The organism is Paenibacillus qinlingensis, from assembly GCF_013204845.1.
GTDB classification, from domain to species: Bacteria; Bacillota; Bacilli; order Paenibacillales; family NBRC-103111; genus Paenibacillus_E; species Paenibacillus_E qinlingensis.
In genome coordinates this window covers 45,609-63,709 of the sequence record NZ_JABMKY010000013.1, presented here as the reverse complement: position 1 = coordinate 63,709, position 18,101 = coordinate 45,609, and the positions used below count along the sequence as shown (strand labels likewise).

The 18,101-nt window shown below is 43.8% G+C and carries 19 protein-coding genes and 1 other RNA gene; 8 read left to right on the top strand and 12 right to left on the bottom strand.

The window, feature by feature from the left end:
* Window positions 1-3 precede the first annotated feature (3 nt).
* The 3 genes from HQN88_RS21915 to HQN88_RS21905 form a co-directional block, all read right to left on the bottom strand.
* A complete protein-coding gene (locus tag HQN88_RS21915; protein WP_068662116.1) occupies window positions 4-237 on the bottom strand; it encodes a ferredoxin in 234 nt (77 codons plus the stop codon).
* Between the two features lie 67 nt (window positions 238-304).
* Complete coding sequence (gene mobB / locus HQN88_RS21910) at window positions 305-808, bottom strand: molybdopterin-guanine dinucleotide biosynthesis protein B (protein ID WP_173116493.1); 504 nt, start codon at window positions 806-808, stop codon at window positions 305-307.
* Between the two features lie 5 nt (window positions 809-813).
* The gene (locus HQN88_RS21905; protein WP_173116491.1) at window positions 814-2,115 is read right to left on the bottom strand and encodes a DNA polymerase IV; all 1,302 of its coding nucleotides are present in this window, start codon (window positions 2,113-2,115) and stop codon (window positions 814-816) included.
* Window positions 2,116-2,353: 238 nt separating this feature from the next.
* On the opposite strand from HQN88_RS21905, the gene cimA reads away from it, so the two are divergent.
* Window positions 2,354-3,973 carry a citramalate synthase gene (cimA, locus tag HQN88_RS21900; protein WP_173116489.1) on the top strand — a complete coding sequence of 540 codons (1,620 nt, stop codon included), beginning with the start codon at window positions 2,354-2,356 and terminating at the stop codon, window positions 3,971-3,973.
* A 52-nt stretch (window positions 3,974-4,025) separates the two neighbouring features.
* Here the strand turns inward: cimA and HQN88_RS21895 are convergent, their stop codons facing one another.
* Window positions 4,026-4,562 (bottom strand): TlpA family protein disulfide reductase, encoded by a 537-nt coding sequence (locus HQN88_RS21895; RefSeq protein WP_274319134.1) that lies wholly within the window; start codon window positions 4,560-4,562, stop codon window positions 4,026-4,028.
* Window positions 4,563-4,691: 129 nt separating this feature from the next.
* Here HQN88_RS21895 and HQN88_RS21890 point away from each other — a divergent pair, with 129 nt between their 5' ends.
* Window positions 4,692-6,002 (top strand): MFS transporter, encoded by a 1,311-nt coding sequence (locus tag HQN88_RS21890; protein WP_173116487.1) that lies wholly within the window; start codon window positions 4,692-4,694, stop codon window positions 6,000-6,002.
* Between the two features lie 43 nt (window positions 6,003-6,045).
* Window positions 6,046-6,474: a M67 family metallopeptidase gene (locus HQN88_RS21885; RefSeq protein ID WP_173116485.1), complete on the top strand. Its 429-nt coding sequence runs from the start codon at window positions 6,046-6,048 to the stop codon at window positions 6,472-6,474.
* On the opposite strand, the gene HQN88_RS21880 is transcribed toward HQN88_RS21885, so the two are convergent.
* Genes HQN88_RS21880 through HQN88_RS21870 form a run of 3 tightly spaced genes read right to left on the bottom strand, consistent with a single transcriptional unit; the run spans window position 6,468 to window position 9,759 of the window.
* Window positions 6,468-7,202: an exonuclease domain-containing protein gene (locus HQN88_RS21880; protein WP_173116482.1), complete on the bottom strand. Its 735-nt coding sequence runs from the start codon at window positions 7,200-7,202 to the stop codon at window positions 6,468-6,470. The genes HQN88_RS21885 and HQN88_RS21880 overlap by 7 nt on opposite strands.
* 49 nt (window positions 7,203-7,251) lie before the next feature.
* Window positions 7,252-8,334, bottom strand: coding sequence for a DUF294 nucleotidyltransferase-like domain-containing protein (locus HQN88_RS21875; RefSeq protein ID WP_173116480.1), 1,083 nt, complete (start codon window positions 8,332-8,334; stop codon window positions 7,252-7,254).
* A gap of 39 nt (window positions 8,335-8,373) precedes the next feature.
* The gene (locus HQN88_RS21870) at window positions 8,374-9,759 is read right to left on the bottom strand and encodes an ammonium transporter (RefSeq protein WP_068662125.1); all 1,386 of its coding nucleotides are present in this window, start codon (window positions 9,757-9,759) and stop codon (window positions 8,374-8,376) included.
* 304 nt (window positions 9,760-10,063) lie between these two features.
* Between HQN88_RS21870 and HQN88_RS21865 the strand changes: the two genes are divergently transcribed.
* Together HQN88_RS21865 and HQN88_RS21860 are read left to right on the top strand one after the other, a co-directional pair.
* On the top strand, window positions 10,064-10,504 hold the full coding sequence (locus tag HQN88_RS21865) for a MerR family transcriptional regulator (RefSeq protein ID WP_173116478.1): 441 nt from the start codon (window positions 10,064-10,066) through the stop codon (window positions 10,502-10,504).
* Between the two features lie 22 nt (window positions 10,505-10,526).
* The gene (locus HQN88_RS21860) at window positions 10,527-11,216 is read left to right on the top strand and encodes a zinc metallopeptidase (RefSeq protein WP_173116476.1); all 690 of its coding nucleotides are present in this window, start codon (window positions 10,527-10,529) and stop codon (window positions 11,214-11,216) included.
* A 52-nt stretch (window positions 11,217-11,268) separates the two neighbouring features.
* On the opposite strand, the gene gltC is transcribed toward HQN88_RS21860, so the two are convergent.
* Window positions 11,269-12,153, bottom strand: a complete 885-nt coding sequence (gene gltC, locus HQN88_RS21855; RefSeq protein ID WP_173116474.1) for a glutamate biosynthesis transcriptional regulator GltC — start codon at window positions 12,151-12,153, stop codon at window positions 11,269-11,271.
* Window positions 12,154-12,311: 158 nt separating this feature from the next.
* Here gltC and tpx point away from each other — a divergent pair, with 158 nt between their 5' ends.
* Window positions 12,312-12,830: a thiol peroxidase gene (gene tpx / locus HQN88_RS21850; protein WP_173116472.1), complete on the top strand. Its 519-nt coding sequence runs from the start codon at window positions 12,312-12,314 to the stop codon at window positions 12,828-12,830.
* 48 nt (window positions 12,831-12,878) lie between these two features.
* On the opposite strand, the gene HQN88_RS21845 is transcribed toward tpx, so the two are convergent.
* Together HQN88_RS21845 and HQN88_RS21840 are read right to left on the bottom strand one after the other, a co-directional pair.
* Window positions 12,879-13,268, bottom strand: a complete 390-nt coding sequence (locus HQN88_RS21845; protein ID WP_056616306.1) for a DUF1499 domain-containing protein — start codon at window positions 13,266-13,268, stop codon at window positions 12,879-12,881.
* 156 nt (window positions 13,269-13,424) lie between these two features.
* On the bottom strand, window positions 13,425-14,771 hold the full coding sequence (locus HQN88_RS21840; RefSeq protein WP_173116470.1) for an Nramp family divalent metal transporter: 1,347 nt from the start codon (window positions 14,769-14,771) through the stop codon (window positions 13,425-13,427).
* Window positions 14,772-15,115: 344 nt separating this feature from the next.
* Between HQN88_RS21840 and xylB the strand changes: the two genes are divergently transcribed.
* Window positions 15,116-16,648, top strand: coding sequence for a xylulokinase (gene xylB, locus HQN88_RS21835; RefSeq protein WP_173116468.1), 1,533 nt, complete (start codon window positions 15,116-15,118; stop codon window positions 16,646-16,648).
* Window positions 16,649-16,714: 66 nt separating this feature from the next.
* On the opposite strand, the gene ssrS is transcribed toward xylB, so the two are convergent.
* A non-coding RNA gene (ssrS, locus tag HQN88_RS21830) (6S RNA) lies at window positions 16,715-16,896 on the bottom strand.
* 49 nt (window positions 16,897-16,945) lie between these two features.
* Window positions 16,946-17,782, bottom strand: a complete 837-nt coding sequence (locus HQN88_RS21825) for a YesL family protein (RefSeq protein WP_173116466.1) — start codon at window positions 17,780-17,782, stop codon at window positions 16,946-16,948.
* A 207-nt stretch (window positions 17,783-17,989) separates the two neighbouring features.
* Between HQN88_RS21825 and HQN88_RS37780 the strand changes: the two genes are divergently transcribed.
* The gene (locus tag HQN88_RS37780; protein WP_246320394.1) at window positions 17,990-18,076 is read left to right on the top strand and encodes a YjcZ family sporulation protein; all 87 of its coding nucleotides are present in this window, start codon (window positions 17,990-17,992) and stop codon (window positions 18,074-18,076) included.
* Window positions 18,077-18,101: the final 25 nt, after the last annotated feature.

Genomic DNA, 18,101 nt, shown 5'->3' with positions numbered 1-18,101 from the left:
TGATTAGCTAAAAGGTGAATCCGCAACTTTAATGGAGTCTGTTGGGCAGCCATCTTGAGCATCTTGTAGATCATCAAATAGATCATCAGGAATTTCAGTAACCCCTTTGTTTCCATCGCCCTCAAAAATTACTTCTGCCAAACCTTCATCATCGTAATCATAGATATCTGGAGCTGTAGCTCCGCAAGCGCCGCAAGCGATGCACGTATCTTTATCAACAAATGTATACTTAGCCATGTTTTCTACTCCTCCTCTAATTATCCTCATTGTAAAATATAATATAAATACGGACAAAGTTCAAACCTTAAAATTGACAATTCATGAAATACTGCTCAATAAAGTCTACAATTCCACGGATATCATTCAAATTGAACTGCGGAAGCGCGAAATCCTCTTCTGGAAAATTCAGATCTGTCGCTACTGCAATTAGGCTGGCCGCCAATCCTTTAAGTAATTCTTTTTGCTCTATTGTACGATAAACCCCAATCTTTGGATGCTTTTCCCTCTTGAACCCTTCAATAAAAATATAATCAAGATGGGCGTACGCTGCTAACTGCTCTTCCAGACTCGGGGCTTCCCTCTCCTCATAAATGTGTACCCCATTCGGAGAAAGTGTAACCACGACGTCGGCACCTGTCTCGACAAAAATGGTGGAGTCAGCACCTTGCGCTTCCTTATAATGTCCATGGGCATCATGTTTCATTACCGCAATCTGATAGCCGCGACGTTTCATTTCAACGATAAGTTTAGCAATTAACGTTGTTTTCCCACTATTGGAATATCCCGCAAAGCCCAAACAATGAGCCATGTCCCTCACTCTCCTGGTTCTTTATGAAGAGGATTATTTCGCAAATGATCCATTTGCAAGGACGTCCCTCTTACTTTGTGATTACGAATCAAGGAAGACGGGTCGTCACTCATCATCCCTGCTGTAAGAATCACACCTTCTCCAAATTTATCACGCAAACCATCCATCACTCGATTCAGGTTCTCCCTGCGCGGCTGTTTCTCATAATCAAATAAATCAAGTTGCACGTAGGATTCTTCCTTGGCTATTAGATTCTGCAGGGTGATCCCGAGAAGCCGAACAGGATCCCCGTCTTCCCATTGCGTATCATACAATTGACAGGAAGTCCGATAAATATCATCCATATGCTCCGTCGGTGTTGGCAAGGTAAGAGATCTCGTAATGGTCCTCATCTCAGGATCTCGAATCGTAATCTGAATGGTCGAAGTCATGAGTTCCTGCTTACGAAGCCTCCTCGCTACTTGATCCGCCAAATTCAGCAGCACACGATGAATCTCAATCCGATCTGTATAATCACGCGGCAAAGTCGTCGTGTGCCCAATGGACTTGCTCTGCTCTTGCTCTGGATTCACAACCGAGGGATCAATTCCATTAGCTGAGCGCTTCAAATGCGCACCCATAATACCGAAGTGCTTACTTAACAAGGCGTCATCCGCAATAGCCAATTGCCCTAAAGTAAGGATACCAAGCCTCGTTAGCTTCTCCGCTGTTTTTTTTCCAATACCATATAAATACTGACACGGCTTATCCCAGAAAACGGTGGGCACATCACGAAGCCGCAATACCGTAATTCCATTAGGCTTCTTCATATCAGATCCCATTTTAGCTAGCAACTTATTCGGTGCGACACCAATCGAACATGGTAATTTCAACTCTTGCAGGATTCTTCTTTGAATACTATTTGCGATGTCAAGTGGCGTTCCGAACTGTTTGGAACCTGTAATATCTACAAAACATTCATCAATAGACATAGATTCTACCATCGGTGAATATCCATAGACTATCTGCATAAACCGTCTCGAGAAATTTCGATAGAGATCAAAGTCAGGCTTGATTAAAATAAGATCCGGACAAATTTTCAACGCTTGCCTAACTTGCATACCTGTCTTGATCCCTAGCTTGCGCGCTGCATATGATGAAGTAACGACAATTCCCTTGCGCAGCTCCACACTCCCAGCAACAGCAAGAGGCTTCCCTTTATATAAGTCAGGCTCTACAGCTTCATGAACCGAACAATAGAATGCATTCATATCAATATGTAAAATGACTCTGCCTTGCTTGGGATAATGATGCTCTACGGACACCATATTCACTACCTCCCAGTATGATTGAATCAGATTTCAGAGCCGTCTACTCGAGTGAAACATAACCAACCTGAGATGTCAAAAAAATAATTATTCAAGCAGACGCGATTTTACGTTATGATGTCTTTACCTGTACATTTATGTTATAATCGTAAATTATACATTAGCGCTTTAAAGCAAGCGAAACTACTCACATCAATTACACCGAAGTCACTTTGCTAGCTTTTGAAGGAGGAACCCAATGCCAACATCAGTCAAAATCTTCGACACCACCCTACGAGACGGAACCCAAGGAGAAGGTATCTCCCTATCCGTTGAGGATAAAATCAAAATTGCCCGTAAGCTCGATGAGCTAGGGGTTCATTATATTGAAGGCGGATGGCCGGGCAGCAACAGCAAAGACATTGAATTCTTTGAGCGGGCACGTACGATGACTTTCACGAACGCCAAAATCACCGCTTTTGGAAGCACAAGACGGAAAGACTCGCTTGCCGCAGACGACATTAACCTCAATAGACTCGTAGAATCCGGCGCACAAGTCGCTACGATTTTCGGTAAGTCATGGGACTTTCATGTAACGACTGCTATTCAAACAACACTTGAAGAGAACTTGAACATGATTTATGACTCCGTTCTCTTTTTGAAAAGCAGCGGTATGGAAGTCATTTATGATGCCGAACATTTCTTCGATGGCTTCAAGAATAACCCAGACTATGCACTGCAAACAATTAAGAAGGCTCAAGACGCCGGCGCGGATTGGATTACACTCTGTGATACGAACGGCGGTTCTTTACCTAATGAAATTACGGCTATCGTGACGACAGTAACGCAACATGTATCTACGCCAGTAGGTATACACGCCCACAATGATTGCGAGTTAGGTGTTGCAAACTCTTTAGCTGCGGTACAAGCTGGCGCTAGACAAGTCCAAGGGACTATTAATGGCTACGGGGAGCGTTGTGGAAACGCTAATCTAAGCTCGATTATTCCTAACTTACAATTGAAACTGGGTTATGATGTTATCTCACCGGATCAATTGAAGTCACTCACATCCATTTCGAGATATATTAGTGAAATAGCCAACATGCATATGCCTGTTAACCAACCTTACGTTGGTAATGCGGCATTCGCTCACAAAGGCGGGATTCACGTTTCAGCCATTCTCAAGGACGCAAGTACGTATGAGCATACGAAACCTGAGTATGTAGGAAATAAACAACGCGTGCTTGTTTCCGAGCTTGCAGGCCAAAGCAACGTACTGGTCAAGGCACAAGAACTTAACTTAGATTTCAACAAAGAGCATCAGAAAACCAAAGAAATTATTGAGAAAATCAAAGACATGGAACACCAAGGCTATCAATTTGAAGGTGCAGACGCTACGCTTGAACTCCTGTTGCGGGAAGCCTTTGAAGGTCTTGAAGAAATTTTCACCTTAGAATCATTTAAGATGCTTGTAGAGAAAACAGCCAATCACGCTGTTGTCTCAGAAGCTATCGTCAAGGTGAAAGTGCATGGTGAAACCATCTATACCGCGGCTGAAGGTAATGGCCCTGTCAATGCACTTGATAATGCCTTACGGAAAGCTCTTATTCAATATTATCCAGACATTAAGAATGTTCATCTTTCAGATTATAAAGTTCGCGTACTAGATGAGAAAGATGCAACAGCAGGTAAAGTTCGCGTGCTTATGGAATCAACTGATTTTAACACGACATGGAACACACTCGGTGTATCTAGTAACATTATCGAAGCTAGTTGGTATGCCCTTGTTGATAGCTTACGTTATGCCCTCATCAGCAGAAAACGCGTGGAGCCGGCTAACAAAGAACAACAAGAACGTTTAGGTCTAGTGAATCATTAATACTCATATGAAAAAGCTGCAAGAGCGCAAATTGCTCTCTTGCAGCTTTTTTTCATTCTTCCTTCAGAAGACTCGCCATCTTCTTGTCGAGCTCCTTCGGGGAAAGCACATGAATGATTTCCCTGATCACACCATTTTTGTCAATAAGAAAGCTGGTAGGAATAGCGATAACATTGTAAGTATCGGCATTTGACCCTTGTTTATCAAGCAGCACAGGGAACGGATACTGATAGGTGTCAACGAATTTTTTAATATTATCCATTTTATCCCCTGGCGTCACATTCACCGCATAAAGATCAAATTTCCCCTCATATTTTTTATACAAATTCACCAGATCAGGCGCTTCTTCCTCGCAAGGACCACACCATGACGCCCAGAAGTTCACAAACATCGGCTTTTCACGAGGTCCTCCTACCGAATAATCCTTCCCATCCAACCCTTGTAAAGTAAACGAAGGCGCTAAAAAATTAACCTTCGCCGCTTGCTCACTCGGCATTAGGGTTTGCTTATCTTCATTCTTTACATTCTGATAAATCGCAAAGCCCGCCAATAGAACGACGAAAGCAATCACGATGAGATTCTTCTTCACAGTATCAACCTCCACTCCCTCTATATTATCTCCAAATTAGCGAAAATTCCAACATCACAATCCCGAAGTATGCTTTCATCCTATTAGGGAAAAGTAAACGTACTCTTTGCGATGAAAGGAACCACTGAAATGAAACAAGCAGCCGTGAAAACGCGGGGTAAAAACCCGCTTGATAAAATGAGAATTTACGAGCACGAAGAAGAGGATTCTATCCATAATAAAAAGACGGATTCAAGCGAAAAAGGCAGCGTTTGGCAATATCTTGCACTTGCCTCTATTCCTTTGGTGCTCGTCCTTGGCAATTCTATGCTTGTCCCGATCCTACCGGACTTGCAAGAGAAAATGAGTATCTCACGCTTTCAAAGTTCACTTATCATCACATTATTCTCATTGACTGCAGGCCTCATCATCCCAATATCCGGTTATTTGTCTGATCGTTTCACACGTAAGTCTGTTATTATCCCCTCGCTTATCGTGTACGGCGCTGCCGGCGTCCTGGCAGGGCTTGGCGCTGTCTGGAACTCTTACCCTATACTTATAGCTTCTAGAGCCATACAAGGCCTTGGAGCCGCAGGTACAGCCCCTATTGCCATGGCGCTTGTCGGCGATATTTACAAGGGCCCCAAAGCCAGCAAAGCACTCGGACTAATTGAAGCCTCCAACGGAATCGGCAAAGTCGTAAGCCCAATACTCGGTTCTCTATTAGCGCTAATCAGTTGGTTTGCGCCATTTTTTGCTTTTCCACTTTTTTGTTTGCTAGCCTTGCTCGCTGTGATTTTTATGATCAAAGAACCTGCTAAAGAGAAGGAAGCTGAACCCCTTAAGCTGTATTTGAAGCAAATCAAAACAATTCTCAAAAGCAAAGGCCATTGGCTAATCCCCGCCTTCATCGCTGGTTCGATCACCTTATTTATATTATTCGGCGTACTATTCTACCTCTCACAGATTTTGGAAGAGAAGCCCTATAGCATCGAAGGCGTACGCAAAGGTCTTGTCCTAGCGATCCCCTTGCTCTGCCTCGTCATAACTTCCTATACCACAGGGGCGAAAATCAAGCAAAACGGCAAACTCATGCGTTGGCTCATGAATATCGGACTTATGACCATGGTTATATCCCTCACCTTGGCTACATTTTTAAATGGGAACCTCTATGTCTTCATTGGCTTATTATCGCTCAGCGGGATAGGGACAGGACTCCTGCTTCCATGCCTAAATACGCTCATTACCGGATCGGTAGAGCGCGAGCAACGGGGGATGATTACTTCCCTCTATAATAGTTTGCGTTTTATCGGAGTTGCCTTTGGCCCTCCACTTTTCGGTTGGCTCATGAGCATTTCTCATAAGACACTATTTATCACGGTCGCATCATTATCACTTATCATGTTAGCTTTGGTATTTTTCCTCATTAAGCCTAAAGCAGAATTGCAAGAACAAACATGATATACTAGCCTCATGTCCAAGCAATCTGAGGGAGTGAGTACAAGTGAGTATCCATTTATCTAGACAATTATATGACGAAATGGTCTCTCACAGTATGCGCTCACTTCCCAATGAAGCATGTGGCATCCTGACACAGGAAGCCTCTTTAACACCGTCAGATGAGCTGCAAATCCATACATTTATCCCTCTTCACAATTACGCGGCAGATCCTACACAGCAGTTTGCCATCCTTCCCAGCGACATACTCCCCTATCTAATAGATAAACGTCGTAGGATCGTCGGCATTTTCCATTCACACCCTACTGCTGCATCCATTCCCTCTGCCGAAGACCTTTCAACACTCTGGCATACCATCCCAACCTACTGGATCCTTTCCCTGCAACACAAAGAGCGTCCCAACCTCCAAGTCTATTCCCTAAAAAAAACCACCACTACCGCATATCACAAACTTTCGTTTGTCATCGGTCAATGATGGCTTAACAATGCATATAAATCACCTAGTGTATCTACATCTCTTGCTCTTATTTCTTCCATAAATCTTGACCATAATTGCGCTGTCATGAGAGCATCCTCAAGTGCGTGATGTCTCCCTGTAACCGGAATGCCATACGCATGCAAGAGTGAATCTAAACCTAGATTTTTTCGTTTGGGCATCAGCCATTTTGCGATCATCATAATATCCAAAACGCGATGGGATAGGCTCACTTTGGACGTACGCCACAAGGCTGAGTTCAGAAAACTTTTATCATGTCCAATGGCATGAGCCACTAAGATTTTCTGCTGTACAAATTCTAAAAAATCACTTAAAACACCGATTAAGTCAGGTGCATCGCCAGCCATTTCGTTCGTAATACCGGTTAACTTAACGATTTCATCTGGAATTTTACGCTTGGGATTCACCATTTTATAGAAGGTATCTTGTGTCTGTACTTCACCACCGATAACAGAGACAGCACCGAAGGAAATAATTTCGTCTCCATTATAAGGAGAGAAGCCGGTAGTTTCAAGATCAAACACCACGATTTCCATGGCGTGCAATGGAATTTCAAACAAAGAATCTTTTCGTTGCTCTTTTAGCATCGACCGAATAAAAGCCATTTGTTGCGCACTTTGCGCATCAAACATCGAGGTTAAAGCTGGTGTTAAACCGCCCATCTTATATAAATGCCACATACGACCTGCCGGACGCATATCCTTCACCCGAGTCACCTCTCCCTACCAATGAAACGTGATTTCCGATTCCGATAATCTAACCCTTTTCTCTCTCTATGTGTGAGCCTATGGACTTACCAACATACTTCTGCAACTGAATTCCCGTCCGTAAACACTGCTTTAATTGCATACGAATCTCTTTGTTAAGTTGATCTGCCGTAAGTTTTCCTCTTGTCGTATATTTCTCTTCATCTAACTGGAATGGTGTACTATCTCTTAGCTTCAAAGCGATAGAAAAAGCCAGTTCCCAATCATTGGCTAGCTCTTCGGATACAATCCCCTTTGCCTTTAACTGTTTAATTCGTTCAATTGTAGAAGTAGCTAGAATTCCTGCTTGAATAGCAAGCAGCCGAACCCCATTGACGATCGGAATATAAGCGCCATATTTAATGTCAAATCCACCTGCATCCTCACCGTATCGCTCTGTAATTATATGACTAAAGATACCCAACGACATTTTGTGATGTAATGTGTTCGACAATAAATATTTCAAGAGTCCTGGATGCACCTGAACATAGTCAAGAAACGATTGTTTCAGCTTCGTTACTAATAGCTCTGAACCATACATGCAACGCATATCCGCCAGAATGAGCAGGTAGCGCACATTTTCCCAATCGGGTTCCATAAACCAGCCGGTCATCATCTCCATATACCCTTGCAGTGACTTGCGCCATTGCGGATTGCTGGATATGACATTCCCTTCACAAGGCGGATAACCCAACACATCCAACCCATGAATGATATACGAGGCAAGCTTGTCAAAATAAAGATCTAATTCTTCTTGCGAATGCGTTTCACTATCACCATAAATGAGTCCGTTGTCTTGATCACTCCACAGTGTCTGTTCTCTTCTGCCACCACTGCCCAATAAGATAAAAGCATACGCAACAGGCGGCTTTCCGTAACCTTCATCTTCTAGTAAATGTTCAGCTATCTGTGTTGTTCTTTGAATCAATGCATCATGTACTTGATTGATTTGCTGCCCCAATTCAGGTGAATAGGGAAAAAGGAGATGCTCCCGAAACATCTCATGCACCTGATCTCTGGTTATTCGCATCTCTTCGAATTGCTCCGAGAGATAAATGCGTTCCAGGATCCGTTCCATTGAGAGATGATTCATGTTGCATCCCCTTTGCTCTAGTAGAAAGTATAAGTGTTATTAAACGGAAACTCCGTTTTGAGCTGCTTTTTTCATTTGTTCAGGATATCCGTATGAACCATGCTCGGAAAGATCCAGACCAATAATTTCTTCTTCTTCTGTAACACGAAGACCAATTGTAGCTTTAAGAATACCTAGGATAATGAAGGAAAGAACAAGTACGAATGCCAAAGCTCCAGCAAGACCAAGCGCTTGAACTCCTAATTGGTGGAAACCACCGCCGTAGAATAAACCTGCACCACCAACACCTACTTTAGCTGAAAGCTCAGGTGTTGCGAACAAACCAGTGGAAAGTGTACCCCAGATACCAGCGATACCATGTACGGAGAAAGCATAGATCGGATCGTCGATTCCAGCTCTTTCGAACCATTGTGCGGTGAAGAATGTTACGATACCCGCTACTGCACCAATCACGATTGCAGCCCAAGCATCTACGAAAGCACATGCAGCAGTGATGGCAACAAGCGCAGCCAGAACACCGTTCAACATGCTAGGAATATCTGCTTTACCGAAGTACATCCAAGAGATAATCAACGCAGCTACAGCTCCTGCCGCAGCAGCCATATTCGTTGTCAATGCGATATAACCGAAGAAGCCGTCACCCATTGCACTTAGCGTACTACCTGGGTTGAATCCGAACCAACCGATCCAAAGGATGATAACACCTAGAACAGACAATACTTGGTTATGACCTGGAATCAAGTTCGGTGTTTTATCTTTATTATATTTGCCAATACGTGGTTTAAGCAAGATAGTTGCTACTAACGCTGCTGTTGCACCTTGTAAATGAACGACAGTTGAACCTGCGAAATCTTGCATACCCAATTTGCTCAACCAGCCGCCGCCCCATACCCAGTGCGCTACGATTGGATAGATAATAACTGTGTAAAGAATTCCGAAAATGAAGTAAACCGGAAGTTTCGCTCTTTCTGCAAAACCGCCCCATGCAATGGCAAGGGATACACCAGCGAATGCTAGTTGGAACAAGAATTTGATACCGATTGGCACATCAGAGAAGGAAAGAGATCCGAATGCTGCTGCAGCTTGATCTTCTAAACCTGTTACGAAGAAGCCCGTTTCTCCGAAGAATGCATTTCCATCACCGAAGGCGAAACCAAATCCTACAGCCCAGAATGCAATGGCACATATTCCGAAAGTTAAAATCGTTTTACCGGCTACGTGACCGGCATTTTTCATTCTAGTTGACCCCGCTTCTAAAAGTGCAAAACCAGCTTGCATGAAGATGACTAAGATTGCTGCTAACATTACCCATACTGCATCAATTGCACTCTGTAGTTGTGGTGCTGTCGCCTCATCCGCTGCAAATGCGAGTGTAGGGAACAGTAATGACATAACGCCGAAAGCTAACAACAATTTCTTAACCATACGACCACTTCCTTTAATGTTAGATTAAGTAACATGTAATGAAACTCTTAATGTCATTATATACAGGTTATTTGGGTTTGACAATAGGATTTTCGTTAAAATATTGAAAAAAGCGAAAAATAACCTGACATGAAACAAGCATAATTCGTGTTTCGGCTCATATGTGTTCACAAAACACCATTTTTACACTAAAATCCAATGTCAGCTTTCTGAAGCATCACGTTTGACTGTACGGTTTAATATCAGGTATCATGTTTATATAGAAGAAAGAATTTCAAACCATTGGAGTAGAGGTGAATTTAGCATGGGGAATGAGAAGCTTTATAAAATTGGAGAGCTCGCTAAGCTTGCTGATGTCAGCCCTCGTACCATTGATTACTACACCAAGCTGAGCTTGATTGAACCTGAAAGAAGATCCGATACGAACTATCGTCTGTACAGCGATGAAACTTTGCACCGACTGAGGCGTATTGAATCAATGAAGAACGAGAAATATACCTTAGAGGAAATCAAAGTCAACTTACAACAATGGAGTAAAGTGTCCTCCGATGATACTGTGACAGATAAGCTTACATCCCTTCAATTACATCTAGAACAATTAATGAAGGAAGCCAAGGAACTCAGTCCACTTGTTCAGCAATTGAAGCCTAAACAGTTGAAGAAGCTGTATCATATTCTGACACAACCGACTGCCGCTTGCATCGAAGCACTTATTGTCCTTTTAGGTAAAAATCCGTTCTCATAATTGAAATACGGAGGAATGCCCTATGTTTTTTCACCCGATGGATTTTCTAATTATCATTGCTTTCGGCCTGTCTTTGTGGGCTTCATTCCGAGTGCGAGGAACCTTTAACAAATGGTCCAGCGTACCTGTCCGCTCACACATGACTGGCGCCGAAGCCGCAAGACGAATGTTAGATGCTAACGGCCTTTACGATGTACCTGTTGAAGCTGTGCCTGGGACATTAACAGACCACTACGATCCAATGGCTCGAACCGTACGTTTGTCGGAGCCCGTCTACTACCAAAGCTCCATCTCAGCTGTATCTGTTGCCTGTCACGAAGTAGGTCATGCTATTCAGCATCAAGTACATTACCCAATGCTCGTCGCTAGACACAAGATGTTCCCTGTTGTTAATTTCGCTTCCGGTGTGGCTCCTATCTTGATCCTAGCGGGATTCTTCTTCCAGCAGATCCCCTGGCTCTTGGGTGTCGGTATCATTTTCTTCGCAGCAGCCGTAGCTTTCCAATTAGTAACGTTACCAGTCGAGTTTAACGCTAGCTCAAGAGCACGTGATGAGATGGTGGCTCAAGGTTTCATATCTAATGAAGAAGAACGCGGTGTAGCTAAGGTTTTGAATGCAGCAGCTTTAACCTATGTAGCTGCGGCTTTGATCTCCGTACTCGAGCTTCTGAAGTACATTATGATTTTCAATGGTCGAAATAACGACGATTAAACACAAAAGCTCTCCCACCCAGGTTCATGTAGACCTGACGGGAGAGCTTTTCTCATTTAAAATAATCATATAAGAAACGACGAAACACTTCAGCCACCAACGGCAGCTTCACATCCTTGCGACAAATCAAACCAACCGTCCTCGTAACCTGAGGATCTGTAACTCGTATCTTGACTGGCTGTGTTTGCCCGCTTTCCAATAAAGCCATCGCCGGAAGCAAGCTGACCCCCATACCCGCGGCAACAAGTCCACGAATCGTATCCGTCTCTTCCCCTTCAAACTCAATCTTAGGAACGAAGCCTGCCTTCTGGCACGCGTCCATCACAATTGTTCGAAGCGTATATTCTTCACTGAACATAACGAATGATTCATTCTTCAACTGCTCAAGGCGAATTGACGTATAGTCTGCCAAAATATGATTGGAGGGGATGATAGCATACAGCTCTTCTGTCAATAATATCTCACCTGTCACATGCTCATGGGATTTAGGAAAGGGTGAAATAAATGCGAGATCGATTTCCCCTCTCGAAACATCACGAATTAACGAAGTGTATGTACCCTGACGCAGTCGAAACTTCACATTGGGATGATTTTTTTTAAATGCTGCAACAACAGCAGGAAGTAAATTGATAACCAGGCTATGAGGGAAACCAATTCGAATCTCCCCAGCCTCTGGATCAAGAAACTCATGGATCTCACCTACCGCACGTTCCAAATCCGTAAGAATTCCTTCTACTCGACTTAGAAATAAATGCCCCACAGAGGTCAGATGTAAATTACGCCCCTTTTGCACAAATAAATCAACACCGAGTTCCTCTTCCAGCAAATGAATTTGCCGACTAACTGCAGACTGCGCTACATGCAGTTCTTCCGCCGCCTGTGTCACATGCTGCTTCCTAGCAACTTTCACAAAGTATTGCAATTGTCTTAATTCCACGTGAGTAAATCCCCTGACTTATCTACTTAATGAAGAAACAAAACGCGTTCTTTGACTCCGATTATAGCTCGATAGCAACGATTGGACAACTTATCCGCAAAAAGCTTATAATAAGTAAGTTGTTATTTAGCATGGATAATAAAGGAGGAAATCATTCAATGGCACAAGAACGTACTGGTGTTGCTACCCTGAAAAGCAATCCTATCACTTTGGTAGGACCCGAAATTAAAGTAGGTGACAAAGCACCTGATTTCAAAGTTAACAAAGATTTGATGACGCAAGTATCACTTGCTGATTACGCAGGTAAAGTGAAATTGATCTCCGTAGTTCCTTCCTTAGATACAGGCGTTTGTGATGCACAAACACGTCGTTTCAATGAAGAAGCAGCTGGCCTAGGTGACAATGTTGCCGTTCTTACAATCAGCGTTGATCTTCCTTTCGCACAAGCTCGCTGGTGCGGCGCTGCAGGTATCGACAAAGTGATTACACTATCCGATTACAAAACAAAATCCTTTGGCGAAGCTTATGGCGTATTGATCAAAGAAATTCAATTGGATATGCGCTCTATTTTCGTAATCGACGCTAATGACACTGTTCAATACGTGGAGTACCTTGGCGAAATGACAGCTCACCCGAACTATGAAGCAGCTGTAGAAGCTGTTAAAAAATTAGTTTAATCCACACAAATAAAACAGCAAGGAGGCCAAGCTTCCCTGCTGTTTTTGTTATCCATCAATTTTATATGAAGCAAGCTTACGATCTAATTGTTTATAAATGTCTAATATCGTACGATAATTGGATCCAAGATCGCCCATTGAACCACGTGAAGCCGAATAAATATCAACAGCCGTTTTCACAGGATTAATTGCAAATAAAGTCAGCGTTACGTCTTGGGTTCTTCCAGTTACCGTTTTGCGCTCAGCAAGGATTTCTCCTACGTTCGGGACCTCATGTAATAGCTTGTAACCTGGCGTTTTCTTCAATACAGCCGTTACCTCTTCCCAAACTTGCTCCTTCGGCAGCTTAAAATATCTAGTTTTAAGTAAAGGATCTCTAGCTTTTTCCCCTGTCGTTTCATGACTACGTACTAATCCGATTAAAGTTCTCTTTAGCAAAAGCCCTTTCCCCCTTCAATGAAGTGCATGTAGACCACTTGCCATTTCAACACTATTCTCTATAATACCATTGATTAGGCTTTAGAAAAAGAGGTAAATGAAAAATCGAGGGATCTCTCCCCCGATTCATTCCAATCTATTCCTATCTATTCCTTTTTATCCAAAAAAAGTAGTATACAGCAGATAAGCGTTCAATCCTGCGATTAAAATAGCTACAAACCAACTCAATACTGCCATCCATTTCGGGATCACGAGCACGCCCATCTTTTTACGATCGGAAGTGAACGTAACTAGTGGGATCACCGCAAAAGATAATTGCAGGGACAAAATAACCTGACTGAGAATGAGTAGATCCGTTGCTCCGCTTTCTCCGTAGATACCAATCACGATAACTGCAGGTATGATGGCAATCAACCGAGTAATCAACCGGCGCAGCCAAGGTGTTAATCGGATGTTCAGAAAACCTTCCATAACGATCTGTCCGGCCAGTGTACCCGTAAGTGTTGAGTTCTGACCAGATGCTAGGAGTGCAACGGCGAACAAAATACTGGCTGCACCTGTACCCAACATAGGCCCAAGGAGATGATACGCATCTTGAATTTCCGCAACTTCTTTCCCCGCGGAGTGAAAAGCTGCCGCCGAAAGAATGAGAATCGCCGCGTTTACGAATAACGCTAACATCAAAGCAATCGTCGTATCAATAGTCGAGAATTTGATTGCTTCGCGTTTAGCTTCAATTGTAGGTTCAATTTTACGCGTCTGAACGATGGATGAGTGCAAATATAAATTATGCGGCATAACCGTCGCTCCTAGAATACCTAGGGCAATATATAACATGGCTGGATTCGTTACAATTTCAGTTGTTGGAATGAATCCTGCAGCAACTGCTGCAAATTCAGGCTGAGAGAAAATAAGCTCCATTATAAAACAAACCATAATAAGTGCAATTAAGCTAATAACCATTGCTTCAATGTAACGAAAGCCTTTTTTCTGAAGCATGAGCACCAGAATAACATCCAATGCCGTCAGAATCACACCATAAATGAGCGGCAACCCGAACAGTAACTGCAACGCAATCGCGGCACCAATGACCTCTGCCAGATCACAGGCAGCGATCGCAAGCTCACACAAAAACCAAAGAACATAAGAAACTGGCTTACTATAATGATCACGGCACGCTTGCGCCAAATCTCTACCAGTCACAATGCCAAGTCGACCCGATAAAGCTTGCAAGAGAATCGCCATAAGATTAGAAATTAAAATAACGGAAAGCAGCGTATATCCGAATTGCGAGCCCCCTGCTAAATCAGTTGCCCAGTTTCCGGGATCCATATAACCGACAGCTACCAGATATCCTGGCCCCACAAAGGCTAGTAACTTTCTAAAAAAACCCGCCTTCTTAGGTACTTTCATACTATGATGAACTTCAGGTAGACTTGGCGTTGAGGAATCTTTACGCCACCCGATGGGATCCTGAACAGGTTCTTTTTTAGCAATATCCATAACATAACCCTTCTTTCACAAGACCAATAATGTTGTTCTAGGGAAACTTTTATATGTAGTATACTACATAACCCCATCTTATGCTACAGGTAAACATTTATGTTCCTACGAAATTGTTTTTCCCTAGGGAAAGTTTTGAGACAAGTTTTACCACTTTCGTAAGTGAGAGCGATCCATTCTTTTAAGGATACCCTTCTCAGCAAAAATTCATAGGAATAATCGACTGGAAAAGAAGGATATTTGAAAGCATGGGCGAATACATTGAATATGTTATCTTTGTATATTCAATAAACAAACAAAGAATATCAAAGCACTAACCATACTTCATTATAAAGGGTGATCTCATGACTTACTTTATGGGTTTAGATTTAGGCACTTCTGCCATCAAATGTATTCTAGTGGATGAAACCGGTACAGTTATCGGCTCACATTCTGCCCAATATCCGTTGCAGCAACCACACCCAGGTTGGGCTGAGCAACATCCTGAAGATTGGTGGAACGCCACCATCGCAGGCATCCAAGGGCTCTTAGCTAGCACCGGTGTATCAGGCGATGAAGTCGCAGGTATTGGCTTCTCCGGCCAGATGCACGGCTCAGTCTTCCTTGACGAGGCGCAGCAGGTCATCCGACCTGCGCTGCTCTGGTGCGATCAGCGCACCGCGGAGCAGTGCGCCTACATCGAAGCGACCGTCGGCGAAGCCGAACTCGGTCGCCTCACAGGCAATCGGGCGCTGACCGGCTTCACCGCGCCCAAGCTCCTATGGCTCCGGCAGCATGAGCCGGAGCACTACGCCCGCGTTCGGCATCTGCTGCTGCCGAAGGACTACGTCAGGCTGCGCCTGACGGGTGCGTTCGGCATGGACATGGCCGACGCCAGCGGCACGCTGCTGCTCGATGTAGCCCATCGCAGCTGGTCGCAAACCGTTGCGGAGCGGTTAGAGATCCCGCTCGAGTGGCTGCCGCCTCTCTATGAGTCCGGCGACATTGCCGGACACCTGCTGCCTGAGGCAGCGGCGCTCACAGGCCTAGCACCAGGCACGCCGATCGTTGTCGGCGGCGGCGACCAAGCCTGCGGCGCCGTTGGTGTTGGCGTCGTCCGCCAAGGCATCGCCTCGGTCGCGCTTGGCACTTCTGGTGTCGTCTTCGTCCATGACGACACCTACCAAGTGGATGAAGCGTATCGACTTCATTCTTTCTGCCACGGCGTGCCAGGCAAATGGCACCGCATGGGTGTCATGCTCGCAGCAGGCGGCTCGTTCCAGTGGTGGCGTAATCACTTTGCCAGTGAAGAGTTTGCACGCGCTGAGCAGGAAGGCAAAGATGTGTACGAAATACTGACAGCAGAAGCTGCAACAGCGCCGCTTGGCAGTGAAGGCTTATTGTTCCTTCCTTATTTGTCTGGAGAACGTACACCTCATCCCGATCCGAAAGCACGCGGTGCCTTCATTGGGCTTAATTTAAGACACGAGAAAGCTCATTTAACCCGCGCAGTTCTTGAAGGTATCACCTTTGGACTTCGTGATTCCATGGAGTTAATTCGTGAATCCGGGATCGAAGTAACGGAGCTTCGAGTTAACGGTGGCGGAGCTAGAAGTCCTTTCTGGCGCCAAATGATTGCCGACATTTTCGGAATTCCAGTCGTAACGGTTAATTCGACGGATGGCCCGGCGTACGGTGCAGCCATCATGGCAGCATCCGGCGTAAGGCAAATCGATATTACGAAATTATGTGAGGATTGGATTAAAGTCACAGATCGCGTAGAACCAAATGTGGCCAACCAGCAGAAATATGAAGCTTATTATAAAATCTACCGCAGTCTATATCCGACACTTCAAAGTACATTCCATCAGTTGACGGATCTTGCTGAGCTACAATAAGAAACGGTAAGAACGCAAAAAAAAGGTTGAGCAGGTGATATCCCTGTTCAACCTCTTTTTTATTCGAAGAAACCCGCCTATGCCGTCCGGTTTCCGTGCTTCAAACCCGCTCTCGCAGGTGGGTGTCCGCAGACGTGTATTTGAGGTCCCCTTTCGAGGGCATGTCAGCCACACATCAATATAGGTCTCCCTAGAAACAGTCATTGGTTTAAAACAACTTAAAACCGTTACGAGCATCGCAGATTTCTTCTGTGTTCTTATTATAGATCCAACCGCGCTGATAATCAACTGGTAGGATTAATCTCTATTCTTGTCATTATCTTCTTTTTTATGCAAGCTAATCGGAGATTCATTAATGACTCCCTCACTCGCAGCATCATTTCCTTCTTCAGCCGCTTCGGCTTCAGCAAGTCGCTGTTGTTCCTTCTCTTCCAGTTCCTGTTGTTTCGTCTGAAGCTTCGTAAAGCTACGGTTAAACTGCCAGAAGGAGAACGTTGCTACAATAGCGCCCATGAAGAACACTACTAAGAAGAAATTGAATTTCGTTAGGCAAATATAAACAATAACACCATTACAAATGAGCAAAACAATCGAATTGATCGGGTTACCAATTGTAATTAAAATTGAATTTTTGACAATTTGAAAAATCTTCATGTGCAAATGAACGATGATAGAGAAGAAATTAAACAAAGCAATAATCATGATCACGGTAAAAGCAATAAAGAGAACGGCTAGTACCTTCAACGAACTGCCTTGTTTCAAATAGAAGAAATAGTTCACTGCAATAATTACGAAGATTAGTACAAAAAATATACCACCAAGCATGCTTTGCAAATAGTTTTCTTTGTATCCACGGAAAAATGTTTTTAACAAGGGAACATCTTCTTCTCCGGTCACCCATTTCCTAGCTACCGCAAACATAGCGGTTGTCGCAGGAAATAAAGTAAACGGTGCCAAAACTGCAAGAATCGGCAGCGTAGCTTTCAAAGCGTCCGGCGTTTGACTCACTAACCCCATAAAGAGGAAAAAGAATACCGGAATCGAGCAAAGCATCCAAAGTAAATTAATAACGGATAACCGCATAATCCACTCCGATATTCTGTACAGTCCTCCCATAACTCCCTTAAACTCCAAAACTGCTTCCTCCTTAGCGTTTCCTTCAGGAAACTTTCTACGTTGTTAACTGCTGACATGACCATAGCATGTCTTTTTTGTATATGTTCTTAATTATAGCCTATTTTTCATCATATAGGTAGCCGTCTAGTCGTTATAGGTTCTTTTACATAATATAGAATTGTCTAGTCGCATCACCCCCAAATCATTCTTCAGGAGGTAGATACTATGTCTTATCCAGTTGGAACATCCGCAGGTGCTATTTTGGTGCTTTTTATCTTGTTAGTCATCATCACTAGCTCATTCGTTCTTTAATCTATATACAAGTTAAGAAAAGGCG